Source organism: Streptococcus sobrinus DSM 20742 = ATCC 33478, from assembly GCF_000686605.1.
Taxonomy (GTDB): Bacteria; Bacillota; Bacilli; order Lactobacillales; family Streptococcaceae; genus Streptococcus; species Streptococcus sobrinus.
The window spans coordinates 41,608-58,854 of the sequence record NZ_JMLC01000013.1; the positions used below are offsets into that span (position 1 = coordinate 41,608).

Below are 17,247 nucleotides of genomic sequence, written 5' to 3' on the forward strand. Positions count from 1 at the left end.
TTTTACTCCTTCTCAATTAAATGTTTTACCTTTAATTGCTGATTCAAAATCAACAGCCGGATCATCAGGAATATATTGAATTCGAATTGGTACCCCTCTAGAAGCAATCTCCCTAAGGTCATCAACTTCCCTTTGATCAAGGTTTACAAACTTACTAATATTTGTTTTGGTTTCATCTGCAAATACAATTCCTAAATTAACACTTGGAATTTTAATACCAATATCGAGTAATTGAATCAAGATGGAAGGTTCTTTGACAATCACAAAGACGTCCTGTTGGTCATATTTGCCATTTTGGAAATTGTTAAGAGCCTTTTGGGTATCAATAATACTCATCCCGGTACCTACAGGTTTAGCCATCAACATTGAAGACTTTACCTCCGGCTGATGACTTACCATATCATCAATCACCATAAACCTCTTGGGATTTAATTGTGAATTCCATTGATTGACAACAATCCCATGAATCAACCGTTGATCAATCCTTGCATCAATAACCGTCATTTGAAAAACCTCCTGATATTAGAAAATTTAAAACGTTCTATCCGATAAAAACATGTAAAACAGAGTATTTTTATATATGTAAACGCTTTCTAATTTTATTTTACTTAAAACGTTTCAAGTTGTCAATGCCTCATCTAAATTTGTTAAATTTTCCACTCACTTCTGCAAAAGAGTAAGATCAGTTAAAATTTGTCTAAAGCTAGTGCAGGACATGGGCGCTCGCCACAGTAGCTGCCATTACAAGTCTCAGGGCCTTTTTATTCAACAAATCCTTTGTACTTGCAAAAGGATTTGTTGAAATCTAGTTTTCGCACCACTCAAACTACATCAATGTGCCTAAGCTCATCATTGACAATACTACCTGCTTTCGCAAAGGTATATAGAAAAAACCAGCCCACTTCCGAGCTGGCTCACATAGCTATTCAAAAAAGGCATAGTAGTCGTTGAGAGCCATTTGACTCTTGGCCTCTTGATCCAGATCTTTGATGATTTTGCCCTCCTTCATAACAATTAGGCGATTACCATACTTGAGGGCATCCTCCATGTGGTGAGTAATCATGAGACCGGTCAAGTGCTCCCGCTCCATAATTTCATCGGTCAGCTCCATCAAAGATTGGCTGGTCTTGGGATCCAGAGCCGCTGTATGTTCATCCAAGAGCAGCAAATCAGGCCGTTTGACAGTGGCCATAAGGAGGCTGAGGGCCTGACGCTGACCGCCTGAGAGGAAGCCTGTTGGCGTATCTAGGTGTTTGTCCAAGCCATTACCAATCTGAGCAATCAGCTTTTGAAAATCATCTCGAAAAGCCTGAATTTTACGAGGAACCAGCCCCCGACTTTCGCCACGATACTTGGCAATGAGGAGATTTTCCGCTACGGTCATCCGAGGGGCTGTCCCCATCTTGGGATCTTGGAAGACCCGAGCCAGATACTTGGCCCGTTTTTGAGCAGGCAGATGGGTCACGTCGTCACCCAAGATATGGATAGAACCCGAGGTCAATATGAGGGTCCCAGCAATTACATTAAAGAGAGTGGATTTCCCAGCACCATTACCGCCTAGGATGGTGATGAAGTCGTGCTCGTAAATGTCCAGACTGACACTATCCAAAATGGTCTTGTCGGCATCATAACCATTGCTGACGGTGACGGTGGCATTTTTTAATTCTACAATTTTTGTCATCGTGATAACCTAACCCCCTTGAAGAATTTTTCCTTGAATCTAGGCACAATCAGGAAGATTGCCAGAATCAGAGCACTGAAGAGTTTGAGGTAGTTGGTATTGAAACCAAGGGCCACTACTGCCCAAATCAGAATTTGGTAGAGAACCGAGCCAATCATAATGGCGATAAACCGCTCCAGCATGGTCAAATTGGCAAACATGACCTCACCGATGATGATGCTGGCCAGACCGATAACGATAACGCCAATCCCTTTGGAAACGTCGGCATAACCGTCCTGTTGGCTGACCAGGGCACCGGACAAGGCAATGATCCCATTAGAAACCACCAGGCCCATCAGCTCCATATTATCGGTATTGATGCCAAAACTGCGGGCCATTTCCCGATTGTCCCCTGTGGCAATATAGGCCTGACCCAGGCGGGTATTGAGGAAGAAGATAATCAAAAGAATAACCAAAACGACGACAATGGTCCCTAAAATCAGGAGGTTGAGCTCCTTGCTAAAGGGCAGAAAATCCTGCAGGAGCCTGCGATTCAGGAGGCCCAGGTTGGAACGCCCCATGACCATGAGCATGATTGAGTTACAAGAGGTCATGACCAGAATCCCAGCCAAAATGGTGGGAATCTTTCCTCGAGTATAAAGGAGACCAGTTGCGAAACCAGCCAGACAGCCAGCCCCGACCGAAGCCAGGGTAGCCAAGAGAGGATTGACCCCCTGGGTAATCAGGGTAACGGCTACCGCTCCGCCCAGAGGGAAGCTCCCTTCTGTTGTCATATCGGGGAAATCCAGAATTCTAAAGGTCAGGTAAATCCCAATCCCCAAAATAGCCCATAAGAGGCCCTGTGAAATTGTTGAAACCATAAAATTTTTCTCCTCGGAAGAAATTGTATTGTCGGTCAATAATAGCGACCAACAGAAACTAGTAAGTGAGCTAGGGAGTGGGACAAAAATCGTGATTTCGGAGAAATCGATTTTGTTGTCCCACCCCCGCACAGTTGATTAGGATGGCCGCTATCACTTGCTTAGCAAGGGATAAGGACTTCCAATCAACCACTGCGTCAAACTGTTTGATGTTGATAAAGTAACGAGGTCGAGACCTTATCTCTGCCTCCTAGTTGAACAAGCATTTGAATGCTTAGAGAAACTGCTCAATGAACAGAACACGTCTACACTTCTGTGAAAATAGAGTAAGCTTCCTAGGTGTTTCATCATCTTCGTCCGCTTCCCTAAGATCTTTGAAGTGCTTAACGCCCTTGCGACTCGTAGATAAAGCAGTCGATGATACTGCTTTATCGAAATTAGCCAGGGACATAGAAAGCTAAGATAATAGCTTTCGTAGTCACTCTAAATGATGATGATAGAGTGACTTTGTCCGTGGTATCTTGTTTATTTAATCACCAGTCCAGATTTTTTGGCATCCTTGAGGGTTGAATCTGGAATTGTTACATCCAATTGTTTGGCTACCTTGAGGTTGACGGCTGGACTGCCAGTATCGACTACCTTAACGGGAATATTGGCTACCTTTTTGCCCTTAAGAATCTGCACAGCAATCTTGCCGGTTTCCACGCCCAGTTGACGTTGACTCTGATAGACCGAAGCTAGGCCCCCTTCCTTGAGCATGGTATCGACACTTGGATAAATCGGCAACTTATTACTATTGGCAATGGAAACAACCGTCGTGAAGGCCGAAGCAATGGTGTTGTCCTGAGGAATCCAGAGGGCATCGACTTCCTTGCTGATGACATTCATGGTCGTGGTGATTTCATTAGTCGATGGGACAGCGTAAGTCTTGACCTTGAGGCCGGCCTTTTGGGCCGCCTGGCTGAAATTTTTGACCTGGGAAACCGAATTGTCCTCGCTACTAGCATAGAGGATACCGACCGTTTTGGTCTGTGGAGTCACGGCTTGAATCAATTTAACCGCATCGGCAATCGGTACCTGATTAGAGGTCCCCGTGACATTGCCCGTCGGATGTTTGAGATTGGTGACCAGCTTGGCTCCAATCGGGTCGCTAATAGCCCCCATGACAACTGGTGTATCCTTGCTGGCATTGGCCAGACCCTGGGCTGCCGGAGTGGCAATCCCGATTAGGACATCATTGTGGCCGTCAGCCAACTGCTTACTCATGGTCGCAATCTTGGATTGGTCACCTTCGGCATTGAGGAATTGAATCTTAACTCGGTCGCCAGAGTAGCCTTCCTTAGCCAGTTCATCCTTAATCCCTACATAGATTTCATCCAGAGCCTCGTGGGTGACATATTGCAGCACCCCAACCTTAACCGTGCGGTTGCCTTGGCTCTTTTGACCCAAGTGCCACTCATCCCGAATCACACAGGCCAGGGTAAAGATAATTAAGAGGGACAAAACTGCCCACAAACGCTTATTTTTCATAGAGTTCCTCCGTTAAATAACCAAGTTTAGGATAAAATCAGCCAGTTCTCAAAACTATAATTTAATGAAAGAGGGAATTATTCATCACTTGGCATAGTCACCATTTGTCGCTTGACACCTGCAGAGAGGGCAAATCATCCAGAAAGTTGGGCTGAATTTTGGAAAAATAAAAGCCCTCACACTCCTTAAGGAATGTGAGGGCGTAGTCCACGCGGTGCCACCTCAATTGAAGAGTCCAACTTTAGAAGCCTCTTCATCTCTTCGTCTAACAACGACTAGCAGGATAGGGTGTGCTAAACCCGAGGACTATGTGTTATCCTCAAATCTCTCACTCATCAGTTATACCAACGAGCCACTTGTAACAGCCCAATGTTCAGAAGTCCTAACTGCTTGTTCACAATAACCACAAGCTCCCTGAAAGCTCTGACAACTTACTTTTCTGTTTAATATTATTATACATGTTTTGCAAGGGCTGTCAAGATGAATTTTCAGAAAATTTAGCGATTATCATTTTGGCGTTAATTCTCAAAGTAAGTTCCAGTTAGGTGGCCAGATGGGACAAGCCACAAGGCCTCAAGTTAACTAGCCTGCTGAATTTAATAGGCAGAGGTCAGGCAAAGAAGACTTGCTGTTTGTAGCACATCTTAGTCTGCCTTCACCCTAATCCGACTTGAGCCATCCGGTCCCTTGTCGATAAGGACCTGCTGCTGGATGGTGTCCTTCATTTCCTTGACGTGGCTGATGACACCGACTAGACGATTTTGACCAATTTGTTCCAGAACAGCAATAGCCTTGTCTAGGGTGTCCTCGTCCAAGGAACCGAAACCTTCATCAATAAAGAGGGTTTCAACCAAGGCCCCGTTGCTGGTATTTTGCACGACCTCCGACAGGGAGAGAGCAATGGCCAGGGAGGCGATAAAGGTCTCACCACCCGATAGCGAGGAGGCGGGCAACTCCTTATTATTGGCCCGGTCATAGATATTTATATCCAGACCCGACTGGCTATTGCCAGCCCCCTCTTTGCCAATCAAAAATTCAAACTGCCGATTGCTGAGGAGGCCTATGTAATGGTCGTTGGCATAGGTCAGAATCTCTTCCAAATAGGCCTGGATGACATAGGTTTCCAGCTTGAGCCGTTGACTTCCCGTCTCTGTTCCGCTAATGATATTTTTGAGCTGGGATAACTGGCGAAACTCTTCCAAATGGTGACCGGCCTGAGCCAGAAGCTGCTCAATCTCTGTCACCAAGTGCTCAACCTGATCCAGCTGGTGCTGGCTGAGAGCCAACTGGCTAGCCGCCTGATTAAGAGCCAATTCCGCTGCTTCTTTTTTCTGGGCAAGGGCTTGCAGGTCTGGTTTTTCCTGGTCAGCCAGAAGCTGATTGAGCTGGGCCAGACTGGCCTCCACTTGCTCGCGATTTTGCTGGTACTTGGTCAGCCAGGTCTGCAGAGTCACTTGCTGACCATCTGTTAGCTCAGCCAACCAAGCCTCAAGTTGGGAAAAGTCATGGGTCAAGGCGGCTGGGTCTGCTAGTCTAGCCTCAAGGTCTTGGCTCAGGCTATCCAAATCGGCTTGAATGGTCTGCAAACTTTCCTTTTGACTAGACAGACCTCCTTCTAGGCCAGACAAGACCTCCTTTTGGTTAGCTACTTGCTTTTGACAGCTGTCAAATTTCTGGCGGAAGGCCTGGTAGGCTTCCCTTCTCTGGGCAATTTCTGCCTCATAATAATCTGGAGTCTGTAAGTCTGGATGGGCTTGGAGGAGCTGTTTTCGGCTCCGCTCTAGGGTTTTAATCTGGCCAGATAAACTTGCCCTTCCCTCTTGAACCTTTTGTTGGGCTTGGTTCAAATTGGCCAGATTCTGAGCCAGCTCTTCTAATTGCTGGTCCTGCTTAGCCTTCCTATCAAAGAGAGCCTGGTAGCTTTGCTTAAGTTGGTCCTTTAATTTTTGACCAAGTTCTTGGCTATAGGTTTCCTCCCAGATAAAGTCAGGAAGGTAGGCAGAAATCTTTTCCTGCAAGGTTTGATAATTTGCCTCTAAGGCCTGAGATTGTTCCTGAACAAATCTCTTATTATCAATCAACTGACTGCTTAATTGGCTGACCTCAAGCTGCTGGGCTTGCAGAGCTTCCTGCTTCTGGGCCAGCTCTGCTTCCAAATTTTCTACCCTTTGAGAGAGATTGGCTAAAGCTCCTTCATCAACCGCTCCAGCTTGACTACCTGGATGATCCAGCGAGCCACAGACTGGACAGGGGCTGCTGTCCTCTAATTCATCCTGGAGCTTGGCTACCATCAATTTGAGCTGATCCCGCTTGCTAGCCTTAAGCCAATCCTGCAGAACAGCCAGGTCCGCTTCTAACTGGACTTGACTTCCCAGGCTCGTCGTTCTTCGCTCAGCGAGCTTCTGCCCTGCTTCCTGTAAATCAACCTGCTTTTCTAGACCAGTCGCCAAGTCACCAGCTATCAGCCCTTGGACCTCCTCTTTGACTGACCTTAAGGTAAAGAGGTCCTGGTCAGAAATCAGACTAGCCTGTAAATTGGCCTGGGCCTGCTGGACCTGCTGCTCTTGCTGAGCCAGGTCTTTCTGGTCCTTTTCTAATTTAGTCAGAGAGGCTTGGGCGGACTGCAGTTCGCTCTGCTCTTTAGCCAGAGTCTGTGCACTATTTAGAGCCAGACGCAAAGTCTCAATCTCAGCCTGACTGGCCTCAACCTGGGCCTGTTGTCCCTGCAAGCGGGATAATTGCTCTTCCAGCGGTTTTAGTTTTCTTTGACCTGCTGTCAAGTCTGCCTGCAAGCTGGCTATAGAATTTTCCAACTCACGACCAGTAGCCTGCTTGCTTTTTTCTTCCTTGACCAAATCAGCCAAACTAGCTGCAAAATTAAGCTGGGCCAGCTTGGCTTGCTTCTTTTGATAAGCCTCAGCCTGGTCCAAAATTTCAGTTTGGTAGCGGGCCTCTTGAACCTGGCGGTCTTGAAATTGGCTGGCCAGTTTTTGCGCCACTTGATAGGTCTGGTCTGCCTGCTTAGCCTCCTTTTGAGCCCGAGCCTTTTGCTTTTCTGCCTCTTCCAATTCACTCTGATAATGTTTAAGGCGGGTCTGGGCCAAGCTCAAGCCTTGGTCGCCACTTGCTTCAGCAAATGCTTCCCTTTCTTGAATGGTCCAAATTTGGCTGGCAAAATGGGCATCTAAAGCCGTTTGAAACTGGCTCTGCTCCTGTTTAGCCTGGGACCATTTTTGAACCAGATCTTCCTCAAATTTGGCAAAGACCTGAGTCGCAAAAATCTGTCGCAGAATCGGAAGTTTCTCGCTGGTGGGCGACTTGAGGAACTGACTGAACTGGTACTGGGGCAAAAGAATAATCTGCTTGAACTGCTCACTAGTCAGCCCCAGAAGGTCAACGACCGCTTGGTTGGTCTCCTTGGACTTGCCTGCTAACTTATCAAGCTCCAAACCACCGACAGCATCTACGACCGCCAGACTGGCCTTGCTGGTTCCGATTCCCTTACCGCGATCCAGGCCCTTGCGCGGTTTTAAATCTAGCTCCCGCTCAAGACGATAGAGCTGGTTATGGTGCTGGAAATAGAAAACTACCTTAGTCCTAGGGTCCGTAAGCCCTGCGAAGGTTGACCGCAATTCATTGACAGGCCTATCGCTGGAGGTCTTATCATAAAGAGCATAGGTCATGGCATCGAAAATGCTGGACTTACCTGCCCCCGTCCGACCACTAATCAGAAAAAGATGATTATCTTCCAGACCAGAAAAATCTAGAACTTCCTGACGATAGGGGCCAAAATTTGTCATTTCAATCCGGATAGGTTTCATCAGGCTTCACCTCTTCCTAATAGCTCCTGAACTAGGGATTTTTGATAGGCCGAGAGCTGATCTCCTCCTGTCATTTCAGCAAAGAAGGTGGCAATCAGCTGGTCTTCCGCCAATTTTGATTTGGTCGGATTAAAACCAGCCCAACTTGGCTTTCTTCTAGCCCTAGTTTCCTTGATTCGCAAATCAATGATTTCCTCTCCATAAATCTCTTCCAACTGAGCCCGGACATTGATACCCTCCAAGTCTTTCCGGTCCTCCACCAAGATGTCAAAGGCAAAACGAGCTTTTTTCCTCGGGTATTTTTCATAAAAATCCTTCTGCAACAAATCCTGGTAAGAGGCCTCCAGAACCAAGAAATCCTTGTAGGGCTTGAGTGGGTGGAAGGTCTTGCGGACGCCTGCAACCGAAATCTCAACCAAATAGGCCCCCTTGATGTCCTGACGCTTGGCCTCATCCTTGTTGAAAATCAGGGGACTGCCGCTATAGACGATCCTTTCCGTCGGCGAAGCAAAGCGGGTGTGAATGTGGCCCAGAGCTACATAGTCAAAATCGGCAAAGAGGTCGCTGGTCAACGTTGCCAGCCCTCCAACGGTCCGGATCGTTTCTGACAGCATCTGCTCCCGCAAGCCACTATCATCCGCTCCCTTGCTGACCGCAAAGTGACTAACCAAAACCTGCTTTTTAGCAGGATTAAAGAGCTTTTTCATATCAGCGATAATCCTGCTGATGGCTTGATCCATGGTCGAAATGTCGGAATCTTGATAATAAATTCTGGCATCAATGGGATCGATAAAGGGCAGGAGAAAAATCTGTACCTCCTCCAACTCGATAGGCTGGAAACTGTCTGCTAGTTTAGAAACCAGATGAAAACCCTGGCGTTTAAAAAATTCCTGACCGAACTCCAGACGTTTGGCCGAATCATGATTGCCGGTGATGGCATAGACAGAAATCCCCGCCTCGAAGAGCAAGCGGTTGAGGGTCTGGTTGAAAAGACTGACTGCTTCAACCGGTGGTAGCCCCCGATCATAGAGGTCACCCGCAATAATAACCCCATCGACAGCCTCCTTCTTAGCCAGGTCGATGATTTGCTCCAAAACATGGGCCTGGTCCTCCAAGAGAGAGATGCCATTATTATTGAGCTGACGGCCAATGTGCCAATCAGCGGTGTGTAGTAGTTTCATAACTGTACTCCAATTTTTTACTAATACCCATCAAACTTCAATATCTGATTTTTTGCTATCTTACTCTTTCATTTTCAAAATAGCATCGATTTTAAAGATTCCATATCGTTAAACTTATTATAGCAAATCGTTGGAAGTTTTTAAACTAACAAGTATATTTTTATGATCTTTTGTAAAAGGCGGGAAGCAATAAAATTACTTTAGCTTGGAAGGTATTCGGTTAAACAATCTTGGGGGCTGATTGAGAAAAACAGGTCAACTGTACGGGACAGGACTGCCCTACCATCTGTCTGTATGATTATCATGGTTCGCAGTGAGCGCCATCCTATCGCTTCGTCACTATCTTCCTAGATCTGGGTGTTGCCTGTGCGGGGATAATCGTAACCGACTAAAGTCGAAACGACTATCGACCTTTCTGTGCTATAATAAGGGAAGCAATTTCAAGAAAAGATGAGGAAATCAACACCATGTCATTTGATGGCTTTTTCTTACATTACTTAACTCAGGAGCTTCGCCAACAGATTCTTTACGGTCGCATTCAGAAGGTCAATCAGCCCTTTGAAAGGGAACTGGTCCTGACCATCCGCAATAATCGCCAGAACTACAAGCTCCTCCTATCTGCCCACCCTGTCTTTGGTCGAGTTCAGGTGACCAAGGCCGAGTTTCAAAATCCGCAAAATCCCAACACCTACACCATGATTATGCGAAAATACTTGCAGGGGGCTGTCATCGAAGACCTGCAACAAATAGAGAATGACCGGATTCTTGAGCTGACCATTTCCAATAAAAACGAAATTGGCGACCAGATTAAGGTCACCCTCATGGTCGAAATCATGGGCAAGCACAGTAATATCATTCTCCTGGACAAGGCGGAGGGCAAGATTATCGAGTCCATCAAGCATGTGGGCTTCTCGCAAAACAGCTATCGGACCATTTTGCCGGGCTCGACCTATGTCGCCCCACCCAAGACCGACGCCCTCAATCCCTTTGAAGCTCAGGAAGGTCGTCTCTTTGAAATCCTGCAAACGCAAGACCTCAGTCCCAAAAGCCTGCAAAAACTCTTTCAAGGTTTGGGACGGGATACCGCTCAAGAGTTAGCTAGCTATCTACAAGCAGATAGGCTCAAGAACTTCCGAGCCTTCTTCAATCAGCCCTGCCAGCCCAGTTTAACACAAAAGAGTTTTGCCCCTGTCGCCTTTAGTGACAGTCAAAAATACTTTGACTTTGCCAGCCTGTCCGAGCTTATGGACTACTTCTATCAGGACAAGGCCGAGCAAGACCGCGTGGCCCAACAGGCCAGCGACCTCATTCACCGTGTCCAAAATGACCTAGAAAAAAATAAAAAGAAGCTGGTCAAGCAGGAAAAAGAACTGGCGGCGACTGAAAAGGCTGAAAGCTTCCGCCAGAAGGGTGAACTCCTGACCACCTATCTCAATCTGGTTCCCAACAATAAGGACCAGGTCCAACTGGACAATTACTACACGGGTGAAAAACTGACCATTGCCCTAGACGTCAGCCTCAGCCCCAGCCAGAATGCCCAGAAATATTTCAAAAAATACCAGAAATTAAAGGAAGCTGTCAAGCACCTCAAGGGCTTGATTGAGGAGACCAAGCAGACCATTTCTTACTTGGAGTCGGTCGAAACCGCCCTCTCGCAGGCCTCCCTGGATGAGATTGCGGAAATCCGGGAAGAGCTGGTCGAAACTGGCTTTATCCGGCGTCGCAAGCAGGATAAACGTCAGAAACGCAAGAAACCTGAGCAATATCTGGCTAGCGATGGCAAGACCATCATCATGGTTGGCCGCAACAATCTGCAAAATGAGGAGCTGACCTTCAAGATGGCCAAAAAAGGGGAACTCTGGTTTCACGCTAAGGACATTCCTGGCAGTCATGTCATCATCAAGGACAACCTAGAACCTTCCGACCAAGTCAAGACCGATGCCGCCGAACTGGCCGCCTACTATTCCAAGGCTAGACTCTCCAATCTGGTCCAGGTCGATATGATTGATAATAAAAAGCTCCACAAACCCAGCGGGGCCAAGCCTGGCTTCGTTACCTACACCGGCCAGAAGACCCTGCGGGTGACCCCATATGAAGAGAAGATACAGGCTATGAAGATTAAATAAGCAGATACCGACTGGCCGAGGGGTTGAATTCGAAAAAAGCTGGAAGCGGATGAGTTAACCACCTGAAGTTAGTCACCCGAGAGCTAGACTAAAATTGGCTAGTCATGAGGGTTGGCACTCAAAAATAAGCTCGAACCGGCTGGTTAGCTACCAACACTCAAAAAATGAAGCGGAACCAATTGACCTCGGTGACAGTTCCCGAGAAGTAAGGCAAATGCCGACTGACTATCGGACGATTTCACAAAATAAATAAGCCCTGGCTCCTCGAACTCATATAGAGCCAAATTAAAACTAAGGAGTACACTCGTTATTAGAGCTTCTTGAACCGCTATCCCATTTCTCCAGACTTCTCTACCACCAGAAAAGCAAATTATGACAAACTACCAAACCATTATTTTTGACCTAGACGGAACCCTGACGGATTCGCAAACAGGTATTATCAACAGCCTGGCCTATGCCTTCAAGCAAATGGGCCTGCCCCTGCCAGTCCAAAGCCAGCTGAAAAAATTCATCGGTCCACCCTTGAGCCAATCCTTCCAAGATTTTTGTGGTCTGAATGATATCGAGACCCAAAAGACTATCAGCTACTACCGCCAGTATTTTGCGGATAAGGGTTGGAAGGAAAATCAGCTCTTACCGGGAGCTAGAGAGTTGCTGGCCAAGCTCAAGCAAGCTGGCAAGACCCTCTTGGTTGCCTCTTCTAAGCCTGAGGTTTTCGTCAAGCAAATCCTTGACCACTTTGAAATTGACTCCTACTTCACCGTCATTGCCGGTGCCAGTTTGGACGATAGTCGCAGTCAGAAATCTGCTGTCATCGCTCACGCCCTTAAAACCGCCAAGATTGAGGAACTCAAAGGTTGTGTCATGGTCGGTGACCGCCAGCACGACGTTGAAGGAGCTAAAGTCCAAGGCCTGCCTACGATCGGCCTCCTCCTAGGTTTTGGCAGTCGCCAAGAGCTAGAAGAATGTGGCGCAATAGCCATCGCCGAAAACTTTCAAGACTTGGAAAAAATTCTTCTAAATTAGAAATTAGCATTAATCCCTAAGCCGTGTGACTTGACTGTCATACGGCTTTCTGGTGATTTTGGACCATCACTTGACCTTTGGGGAGGTCACCAAGTCTCAGAATAATTCGCTGGAGCACTATGATTGATATCCTAATCAAATCATCTCACCCAAAATTTGCATTTCCCACCAATTAAGACTAGAATAAAAGCAAAAATAGGAGGTATCCACATGAAATACGCAACTAAGAAAGATTTCGACCAGGCCAACGCTTTTGGCCTAGGTGACAGCAATGAGGCTTATGCCCAATTCTTCATCGGCCAATCGGCCAATCCTACCTCAAAAATCTAGGAGCGACTTCTGATGGTCAGCTGGCCTTCCACAATGTTACTTTTGAACCTGCTTGTCGCAACAACTGGCATGTCCACAAAGCAACTAAGGGCGGTGGGCAGGTCCTCATCTGTACCGCCGGTGAAGGCTGGTACCAGGAAGAAGGCAAGGATCCTGTCGAACTCAAGGAAGGTTCTTTGGTTATCATTCCGGCCAATGTTAAGCACTGGCATGGAGCCAAGGCTGACTCTTGGTTCAGCCACATTGCCATCGGTGTTCCTGGCGAAAATACGGAAAATGTCTGGCTGGAAGAAGTTTCAGACAGCGACTACCAAGCCCTCAGCCAATTTGAAAAATAAAGGAGATTGCTATGACCATTAAACAAACTGCTGGGCGTGATCGTTTGGGAAATTTCGCTCCCGACTTTGCCCACTTCAATGATGACATCCTCTTTGGTGAAAACTGGAATATCGAGGCCATCGACCTCAAGACCCGTTGTCTCCTGACTGTGACAACCCTGATTGCCTCTGGCATCACCGACTCATCCTTATCTTTCCATCTGCAAAATGCCAAAAATAACGGGGTGACCAAAGACGAAATTGCTGCAACTATCACCCACATCGCCTTCTATGCAGGTTGGCCTAAAGCTTGGGCAGCCTTCAATTTGGCCAAGGATGTCTGGACAGACTAGCCTAATAAGTTTGACCAAAAGTTCTCGAAAAAATTCCCTCAAGAAAGCTCCAATTCTGATGTAATAGGGTTTTATAAACATAAGCCAAAAGGGCCTCGCTGGAAAAGTTCAGCGAGGCCCTTTTATTTATGTCCATTTGCCCAATCATGAGGGAGAATTTCTTCTCAGGGGCAAGCTCATTTCCCCTGTGACAGGGCTAGGAGATTACCGATATTGCAGGCCGTTCTTTCCAGATTCTGGTAGGCAGAGGCCAGGGTATTTTCCAAACTATCAACCTTGGAAATAATGGGAAAAGCTGCGACAATATTTTCAACCGGAAAATCAGGCAAGTCCTCCCTAAGGCTACCGCAAACAGCGATGACTGGAATACCAGCCGGTGTCCGTCTAGCCACACCAATCGGTGCCTTGCCAGCCAGAGACTGCCTGTCCATGCGACCTTCGCCGACAAGCACCAGATTGGCCTCCTTAACTTTCTGGTCAAAATCTAGCAGATCCAAAATGGCATCAATGCCGGAAACCAACTGACCACCCGCAAAGGTCACCAGTCCTGCTCCCATGCCTCCACCGGCACCAGCACCAGCCAGCTCAAAAACTGTCGGATTTACCAACTGATAAAAGGACTCCATAGCCCGGTCAACTTGAGCAAAGTCAGCTTCTGCCAAGCCCTTCTGAGCCGCAAAGACATAGGTAGCTCCTTGAGGGCCACACAAGGGATTAGTCACATCCGTAATAATGGTAAGCTCAAGTTTCTTAACTTGTTCAGGCACCTGGCTATCAGAAAATCTTGCAACCTTACCCAGATTGCAACCAAGTGGCTCTAACTTCTGGTTAGCTTCATCAAAAAACTCATAACCAAGACCCGCTGCCATCCCCAAGCCACCATCATTTGAGGCTGAACCACCAACGCCAATCATAACACGCTTAAAGCCAGTTGCAGCCAGATGGGCCAAAAGCTGACCCAGACCGAAAGTGGAAACGCTCAAGGGGTCCCGTTGGTCAAGAGGAATTTTAGCCAGACCAACCAACTCAGCCATCTCAACCAGTGCCAAATCATCCTTAACTGCATAGGCCAGCTGACAAGGCTGACCAAAGGGGCCAGAAACCTCTAAGTGCTGATAGCACATTCCAAGACTAGCCACCAGAGCAGCAACCGTCCCTTCTCCTCCATCCCCAAGAGGCAGGGAGACCAACTGACAGTCCAGTTGGCTCTTTTCAAAACCACGCGCCAAAGCTTCTGCCACTTCTTGGGCTGATAAGCTCTCCTTAAACGAATCCGGTGCCAGTAAAATCCGCATGCCATCACCTTCCAACACATTTTCTCACCTCCATTATAGCGTAAACCGAGTGGAAAAAGAAAGTGAAATTTTGTCTCCGCCAAAGCCAATCCAACCCAAGCTTATTCAGCACAAGTCGAAATTTCGTGATAGTAAAAAAGCCACTGACTACAATAAATGAGCTAGTGGCTTAGATACACAGTTTAGCTATCTGATTCAGTCCTTCTTAACTGGAACGAATTTCCAGGCTTGGGATTTACTTCCGTTACGCACATAGAGTTGAACATTAGTCCTTGGCTTCGCAATTCCTCCAGCAACATCCAACACTTTATCCTTATGCTTAGATATGATCTCAAAAAATCCTTTGACTGCACTCGCTTTAATAATCCATTGTTGACTTTCTGAGCCGTTAGGAGTAATAGTTGAGATATTATTTCCATTAAAGGCACCATTTCCATTGTCGTCAACCATTTTTCCAGAATATTTATGAGTGATAGAATAATAGCCATTATTGAGATATTTAACAGTAAAAATTTCTTTTGAGTTAGCTAAGTTAGGATATATTTGAATGTTAGCTCCATCCTTTTGAGATTCATTTTCTACATCTAAGGCCAAGTTTTCATCTAGTGCTGAAACAATATGATAGTCCCCATCCTCAATTGTTTGCTTAGCATCACTATCTACAGCAATAAACATAAATTTCTGTGATGCGGTTCTATTAGGACTATACATTTGTAGGTTATTGTTGTTAGCAATAATTCCATTAGAAACGTCTAATGCCAATCCTCCATTTTGGGAAATAATTTCGTAAGTATTATTCCCATCACTTTGCTTAATAATCCACTGCTGTGCACTTACTCCTGTATAGTCCCAAGTTTGAACATTGGTTTTATTATCCCTTGAACCTTTAGAAACATCTAGCGCTTTACCAGTAGCTTTGAAAATTAATTTATAGTACCCATTTCCTAAATATCCAACAGAAAAGATTTGAGAATCTTTTTCAGTATTTTGATAAAGCTGGACGTTAGTACCATTCTTAGAGCTACCATTTTCTACATCTACTCCATATTTAGGATTAGCGGCAAGTACAATATGATAATCACCATCCGAAATTGTTTTATCAGTTTGAGCAGCTAGAATACCAACATTATAACGTTTAACATCTGTCGTCGTCGCCAAATCCTTAAAATGAATATAACCTGTGAAAGCACTCTTATGAGCTACCCGTCTGTGATAATTATGGGTATAGCCATAATTATATTCCTCAATTTCAACGTTATCACCCATGACATTTGAAATCCAAGCAACATGTCCATAGGAACCATCATCTAGCCATCCAACAGAACCAATGGCAGGATTGTTGTCAACACGATAACCTTCCCGTCGTGCCCGATAGCCCCATTGGCCACCATTACCATAAGCTCCAGGAATAGTGAAACCATTGACCGATTGCAAACGCCAAGCAGTAAACGAGGTGCATTCACGATTGTAAAGTCTCCACGGATCAATCACACTATCGGGAGCTGCATTTTTAAGGTAAGCTGGATAGTCATCGCCTCTCGCAGCTGATACTGTATTAGCTGTCTTCCTTTCTGCGACAGTAGCTACCGAAGTCCTCTTGACCGTCGAATTTTCGTCATCTTGACTTACCTTTTGTCCCACTCCTGGTTTTACAGAGACAGCTTGCTTAGGGCCAGCTTTGGATTCGCTTTGACCATCTTCATTGGCTGTTTCTGAAACCTTCTCTGAATTAACTTCTTCTTGCCGAACATTTTCTTCACTCGGGCTAGCTTGATTACTTGGACTCTGTGCTTGTTCTGGGCTTTCAGCCTGGTCACTAGAGTTTTGTGCTTGCTCCTGATTTTCAGAGCTAGTCTGAGCATTCACGTCCTCCTGACTTGTTTGTACATCGCTAACCTCGCTTGCCTCCTGTTTAGTAACCAATCCGACTTTGTCTGATAAGTTTGTACCTGCCGTCTGCTGATCAGCTTGCACATAGCCCGACGACAAAGCCAGTGCTCCTACCGTTACCGTTGCAAGACCAGCCAAGTAAGCCTGCTTCCTGAGTTCATGCTTACGCATTTTCATTTTGTTTCGTGTCATAAGAAACCTCCAAATAAATAATTTTATGAAAAGAAAGTTGAACTTCTTTACATCTATTTATTCGTAAAAAAAATCCACTAAAATGAACCGCACCCCAAAATTTGGACAAAGAATCTAATGATTGGGGTGCTTTTCTTATGAAATTAAGTTATGAGGATAAAGTTCAGATTTATACCTTAAGACAATCAGGGCAATCAATTCGTCAGTTATCTCAGCAGTATCAGGTAAATCCATCCATTATCAAATACCTAGTGAGACTCATTGATTGCCATGGTTTTGATGCTCTGACCAAAGGTCAAAAGAGCAACTATTCCCTGGAGCAGAAACAAGAAATGATAAATCAGGTCCTCGTGGATGGCCGAAGTCAAGGTGAGGTGGCTGTTGAATACGCCTTACCGAGTCGCTCCTTACTCACTAATTGGATAGCACAATACAAGAAAAACGGGTATACTATTCTTGAGAAAGCAAGAGGGAGACCTGTTAAGATGGGGCGTAAACCAAAGAAGAAACTGGAAGAAATGACGGAGTTAGAACGTCTCCAATATGAAAATGACTACCTTAGAGCGGAGGTGGCTGTGCTAAAAAAGTTGAGAGAGTACCGCTTGAGGGACGAAGCAAGGCTCAGAGAGCAACAGAAATTATTCA

The 17,247-nt window shown here is 46.0% G+C and carries 11 protein-coding genes and 2 pseudogenes; 5 read left to right on the forward strand and 8 right to left on the reverse strand.

The genetic code is table 11. The annotated features are described in order from the left end of the window. Window positions 1-12: 12 nt before the first annotated feature. The 6 genes from BS63_RS0105815 to BS63_RS0105840 form a co-directional block, all read right to left on the reverse strand. Window positions 13-504: a PTS sugar transporter subunit IIB gene (locus BS63_RS0105815; protein ID WP_002959892.1), complete on the reverse strand. Its 492-nt coding sequence runs from the start codon at window positions 502-504 to the stop codon at window positions 13-15. A gap of 418 nt (window positions 505-922) precedes the next feature. Beyond that, window positions 923-1,681: an ABC transporter ATP-binding protein gene (locus tag BS63_RS0105820; protein ID WP_002959890.1), complete on the reverse strand. Its 759-nt coding sequence runs from the start codon at window positions 1,679-1,681 to the stop codon at window positions 923-925. Next, window positions 1,678-2,541 (reverse strand): ABC transporter permease, encoded by an 864-nt coding sequence (locus BS63_RS0105825; protein ID WP_002959888.1) that lies wholly within the window; start codon window positions 2,539-2,541, stop codon window positions 1,678-1,680. Before BS63_RS0105825 ends, BS63_RS0105820 begins: the two co-directional genes overlap by 4 nt. Window positions 2,542-3,066: 525 nt before the next feature. Beyond that, window positions 3,067-4,071 (reverse strand): tryptophan ABC transporter substrate-binding protein, encoded by a 1,005-nt coding sequence (gene trpX / locus BS63_RS0105830; protein ID WP_002963111.1) that lies wholly within the window; start codon window positions 4,069-4,071, stop codon window positions 3,067-3,069. A gap of 644 nt (window positions 4,072-4,715) precedes the next feature. Continuing rightward, on the reverse strand, window positions 4,716-7,892 hold the full coding sequence (locus BS63_RS0105835) for an SbcC/MukB-like Walker B domain-containing protein (RefSeq protein ID WP_028798487.1): 3,177 nt from the start codon (window positions 7,890-7,892) through the stop codon (window positions 4,716-4,718). After that, on the reverse strand, window positions 7,892-9,073 hold the full coding sequence (locus BS63_RS0105840; RefSeq protein WP_002963140.1) for a metallophosphoesterase family protein: 1,182 nt from the start codon (window positions 9,071-9,073) through the stop codon (window positions 7,892-7,894). Before BS63_RS0105840 ends, BS63_RS0105835 begins: the two co-directional genes overlap by 1 nt. A 467-nt stretch (window positions 9,074-9,540) precedes the next feature. Here BS63_RS0105840 and BS63_RS0105845 point away from each other — a divergent pair, with 467 nt between their 5' ends. From BS63_RS0105845 to BS63_RS0105860, 4 genes and pseudogenes are all read left to right on the forward strand, one after another. Further along, entirely contained in the window at window positions 9,541-11,199 is a 1,659-nt protein-coding gene (locus BS63_RS0105845; RefSeq protein WP_002962569.1) for an Rqc2 family fibronectin-binding protein, read from the forward strand. Window positions 11,200-11,571: 372 nt separating this feature from the next. After that, window positions 11,572-12,225 (forward strand): HAD family hydrolase, encoded by a 654-nt coding sequence (locus tag BS63_RS0105850; protein WP_002962570.1) that lies wholly within the window; start codon window positions 11,572-11,574, stop codon window positions 12,223-12,225. 210 nt (window positions 12,226-12,435) lie between these two features. Further along, a pseudogene (locus BS63_RS1000000111805) lies at window positions 12,436-12,893 on the forward strand (cupin domain-containing protein). Window positions 12,894-12,904: 11 nt separating this feature from the next. Further along, window positions 12,905-13,225 carry a carboxymuconolactone decarboxylase family protein gene (locus BS63_RS0105860; RefSeq protein WP_002962574.1) on the forward strand — a complete coding sequence of 107 codons (321 nt, stop codon included), beginning with the start codon at window positions 12,905-12,907 and terminating at the stop codon, window positions 13,223-13,225. Between the two features lie 176 nt (window positions 13,226-13,401). Here the strand turns inward: BS63_RS0105860 and BS63_RS0105870 are convergent, their stop codons facing one another. Together BS63_RS0105870 and BS63_RS0105875 are read right to left on the reverse strand one after the other, a co-directional pair. Continuing rightward, complete coding sequence (locus BS63_RS0105870) at window positions 13,402-14,520, reverse strand: glycerate kinase family protein (RefSeq protein ID WP_002962740.1); 1,119 nt, start codon at window positions 14,518-14,520, stop codon at window positions 13,402-13,404. Between the two features lie 195 nt (window positions 14,521-14,715). Then, window positions 14,716-16,602 carry an RICIN domain-containing protein gene (locus BS63_RS0105875; protein WP_019771272.1) on the reverse strand — a complete coding sequence of 629 codons (1,887 nt, stop codon included), beginning with the start codon at window positions 16,600-16,602 and terminating at the stop codon, window positions 14,716-14,718. Window positions 16,603-16,739: 137 nt separating this feature from the next. Between BS63_RS0105875 and BS63_RS0105880 the strand changes: the two are divergent. Further along, window positions 16,740-17,247, forward strand: a pseudogene (locus BS63_RS0105880) (transposase); the annotation flags it as partial.

Bases quoted from the DNA above. Each gene is read 5' to 3' on its own strand.
- BS63_RS0105870 (WP_002962740.1), bottom strand. From the start codon at position 14,520: ATGCGGATTTTACTGGCACCGGATTCGTTTAAGGAGAGCTTATCAGCC.
- BS63_RS0105845 (WP_002962569.1), top strand. From the start codon at position 9,541: ATGTCATTTGATGGCTTTTTCTTACATTACTTAACTCAGGAGCTTCGC.
- BS63_RS0105860 (WP_002962574.1), top strand. From the start codon at position 12,905: ATGACCATTAAACAAACTGCTGGGCGTGATCGTTTGGGAAATTTCGCT.
- BS63_RS0105875 (WP_019771272.1), bottom strand. From the start codon at position 16,602: ATGACACGAAACAAAATGAAAATGCGTAAGCATGAACTCAGGAAGCAG.
- BS63_RS0105835 (WP_028798487.1), bottom strand. From the start codon at position 7,892: ATGAAACCTATCCGGATTGAAATGACAAATTTTGGCCCCTATCGTCAG.
- BS63_RS0105840 (WP_002963140.1), bottom strand. From the start codon at position 9,073: ATGAAACTACTACACACCGCTGATTGGCACATTGGCCGTCAGCTCAAT.
- BS63_RS0105820 (WP_002959890.1), bottom strand. From the start codon at position 1,681: ATGACAAAAATTGTAGAATTAAAAAATGCCACCGTCACCGTCAGCAAT.
- BS63_RS0105850 (WP_002962570.1), top strand. From the start codon at position 11,572: ATGACAAACTACCAAACCATTATTTTTGACCTAGACGGAACCCTGACG.
- trpX (WP_002963111.1), bottom strand. From the start codon at position 4,071: ATGAAAAATAAGCGTTTGTGGGCAGTTTTGTCCCTCTTAATTATCTTT.
- BS63_RS0105815 (WP_002959892.1), bottom strand. From the start codon at position 504: ATGACGGTTATTGATGCAAGGATTGATCAACGGTTGATTCATGGGATT.
- BS63_RS0105825 (WP_002959888.1), bottom strand. From the start codon at position 2,541: ATGGTTTCAACAATTTCACAGGGCCTCTTATGGGCTATTTTGGGGATT.